The organism is Streptomyces sp. a15, assembly GCF_059026085.1.
Map to the genome: position 1 here is coordinate 1 of NZ_JBWLKM010000194.1, position 3,218 is coordinate 3,218.

The window sequence follows — 3,218 nt, forward strand, 5'->3', positions numbered from 1 at the left end:
CCGGTCTCCCGGTGGGTGAACTCGATCCAGACGTAGCCGAGCGCGCTGTCCTGCCCGCGGAAGAGCAGGTTGGACTTCATCGTGCGGTCCTCGGCGGCGAACGGGTTGAGCCGCTTGGGGTCGATACGGCCGTCGAGGACGAACGGGAAGAGGACTTCGAGCGCCTTGGTCTTGCCCGATCCGTTGGGGCCGCGCAGCACCAGCCAGCCGCCGGCGAAGGAGAACTCCTCGTCCCGGTAGTCCCACAGGTTGACGATTCCGGCACGGGTGGGGACGAACCGGGCGGATGAGAGGGGAGTGGGGGTGCTCACGGAGTCGGGTCCTTGGCGGTGTCTTCAGCGAACAGGACGGTCTGGGCCGGTGGTTGGAGGGCGCTACGCGTCTTCACCCGAGCGGTGACCCCGCGGTAGCGGGCGAGGAGGGGAAGGGCGAGGGCCCCGCCGTCGACCCGGACGATCAGCGACATGGCGGCCAGCAGGCCGAGCGCCTGGCCGAGCAGCCGGTCCGGGTCACCGCGCAGGTCGGCGGCGAAGCCCGCGCCGTACTCGGCGGTGATCTCCTTGAGCCTCCCCCGGAGCCAGGAGTCCGTGACGAAGGGATACCGGGCCTCCCCCGGCTCCTGACCCACGTCGCCGGACACCTCGTACACCAACTCCTCATCCCGCTCGGCGAGTTCGGCGACCATCCCCCGCGACGGCAGAGCGCCGTCGATGCGCCGGGCGCGCGCCGCGAGGCGTTCGGCGACGGTGGGCGCGGGCAGCAGTTCGAGGGCGTGCCGTCCGGAACGCTGCACGGCGGCGCTGATCCGGGCGGCGAGCAGCAGCGCGGCCTGTGCGACGGTACCGCCGCCGGGGAAGCGGATGTCGGACAGCCGCCCGGAGGTGTCGATGAGCGCCACGCCCTCGGCCCGCCGCTCCACCGTCAGCCCGGTCAGCCGCTCCAGGTCCTCGGCGAGGGCGGGGGCCCGCAGCTGGCCCAGGAGCTCGGTGTCGGCGTCGGCGTAGTACGCGACCGGGTTCTCCAGCACCAGACGGCGGGCGCGGCGGGCCTGGTCACGGCGCTGAGCGGCACGCCCGGCGGACATGCCCAGCGCGCCGGCCGAGTCCAGGAGCGCGGTGACCGAGGTCAGATGCTGCAGGACGCGGGTCGGGTGGTGGACTGCGAGGAGGATCTCCCGGTCGATGTCGTACAAGGCCTCGGCACGCTCGGGATCGCCGGCCCAGGCGGTGGCGGAGCCGTCGGCGAGGGTGAGCGCACCGCGTTCGGTGAGCCAGGTGACGGCGTCGACGAAGGCGTCCCGGTCGGGTTTGCGCGCGGTGTCCAGGCCGAGTCCGTCGATGCGTACGGCGTCGGCGGCCACCGCGTCGGCCAGTTCCCCCAGCGCCACCTGCGCGCCGTGCCGGCCCAGCGCCGCGAGGGCGAGGACGAGGTAGGCGTAGCGGCGCCGGCCGAAGGGCCGTCCCGCGCGGGTGAGGGCCGGGCGGGTGGCGTCCAGGCCGTCCTGGGCCCGCTGGAGCCGGGCGGTGTCGGCGGTGGTCACGAGCCGGTACCCGAGCACGTCCATCAGATCGGTGCGCAGCTGCTCGGCCCAGCGGCGCACGGTCGCCAGCGCCGCCCTGTCCGGGTACCCGGGCGTGACCAGTGGATGCCGCAGGACGAGCCGTACCGCTTTCTGGTAGTCGGCGAGTTCGAGCAGGGAGACGCCCTCGGCGACACGGCTCATGCGGTGACCTCGCTCATGCGGTGACTTCCAGGCGCAGCCCGTCGAGATGGAGGCGGCCACGCACGGTGTCGACGGTGGTGGAGCCCTCGGCGGGGGTGAGGGTGAGCCGTACCCCGTGGGCGGCGCCGGAGGCCGCGGTGACCCGGCGGCTGGCGGGGACTCGGGCGGCGAGGGCCACGTCCAGCAGGGCGAGCAGCGCCCGCGTCTCGGGCTCGTCGAGCGTCCGGCCGTACACCCCGTCCGACGCGAGGGAGTTCGCGGCACTGCGCCGCTCGGCCTGTTCCTTGAGCTGCTCGGCGCGGAGCAGCGCCCGCCGGTCGTCGTCGCGGTCGATGCGGCCGGGGCCGTACAGGGCGGGGGTGCGGCCGGACTGGACCAGGGTGCGGGCGAGTTCGACCGGTTCGGCCTCCCACCAGGACGTACGCCCCGGGATCCGCTCGGGGTCAGCGTACGGGACGGCGATGTGGCGGGGCGCGCCGAGCCCGAAGACCGCCTGGAACAGGGCGTGCGCGTCCTCGTCGCTCTCGCAGGAGGTGAACCACTGGGCGAGATGGCGCAGTTGGCTCTCCCGGCTCACCCCGCCCCGGCGCGCCTCGGTGACCCGGCGCAGCAGGGCGAGGACGGAGCGGATCGCGGTGACGGTGGCGTCCTGCAGCCGCTCGGTCTCGCTGTGCTCGCGCTCGGCGAACCAGTGGACGATGCCGTCCCACCGGTGCCGCCAGTCGGCCAGCCGCTCGGCGGGGCTGCGGAAGAGCCGTTCGTCGGCTTCGGCCGCGTACTCGATCATGCGGTCCACGCCGGTGGCCGCGGCCTTCTCGACCGCTTCGGCGAGCAGCGGGGCGTAGCGGCCGAGCTCGGCGGTGAACTCCCGCATGTGCGCGAGGAGCGTGTCCTTGTGGGCGAGGAACACCTCGGGCCGGGTGTCGTTGGTGCGCGCCAGATCGCCCAGCATGAGGTAGAAGCGGGCGGCGCGCTGGGCCATCTCGTTCAGCACGGAGTCGAGACGGCCGAGCTTGCGGTACACCTCCTCGCCGTCGCCCGCGGCGTTGGCCTCGGCCAGCGCACGCAGGTCGCCGAGGATGTCGGGGAAGACGAGGCGGGAGAGCTGGGCATCCTCCAGGCTGGCGCCGAGTACATCCTCCACGGCCCGGTACGCCCGGTATCCGGCCTGGGTGAACTGGTACACGTAGTGGCGGTTGCGGTACTCGGCCAGGTTTGCGGCGCGCGTCCCGTCGTACGACCGGTCCAGAACCTGCCACTCCGCGAGCGCGTCGAGCAGCGGCTGCACACCGGCCAGTCCACCGACAGCGCCCGCCGCGGGATGGTCGACGGCGAGCCGCTCCAGCAGTCCCACCGCGTCCGAAGCATGCAGCAGCACCTGGTAGTTGGCGCGTCCGCGGTCGAAGGCCCGCAACAGCCACAGGTATTCGTGGCGCTTCTCGGCGGCGGCGAAGTGGAACAGCCGCAGCCGGTCGTCGAGGGAGAACGCGTCGAT

3 protein-coding genes are annotated in these 3,218 nt (G+C 73.4%); all 3 read right to left on the bottom strand.

Translation table 11 applies throughout. The features are described 5' to 3' along the window. Positions 1-311: hypothetical protein (locus tag AC5P09_RS51450; protein WP_493880552.1), on the bottom strand; the 311-nt coding region annotated here is incomplete at its 3' end. Continuing rightward, a complete protein-coding gene (locus AC5P09_RS51455; protein ID WP_493880553.1) occupies positions 308-1,723 on the bottom strand; it encodes a TIGR02678 family protein in 1,416 nt (471 codons plus the stop codon). The genes AC5P09_RS51450 and AC5P09_RS51455, both read right to left, overlap by 4 nt. A 13-nt stretch (positions 1,724-1,736) precedes the next feature. Beyond that, positions 1,737-3,218: TIGR02677 family protein (locus tag AC5P09_RS51460; protein WP_493880554.1), on the bottom strand; the 1,482-nt coding region annotated here is incomplete at its 5' end.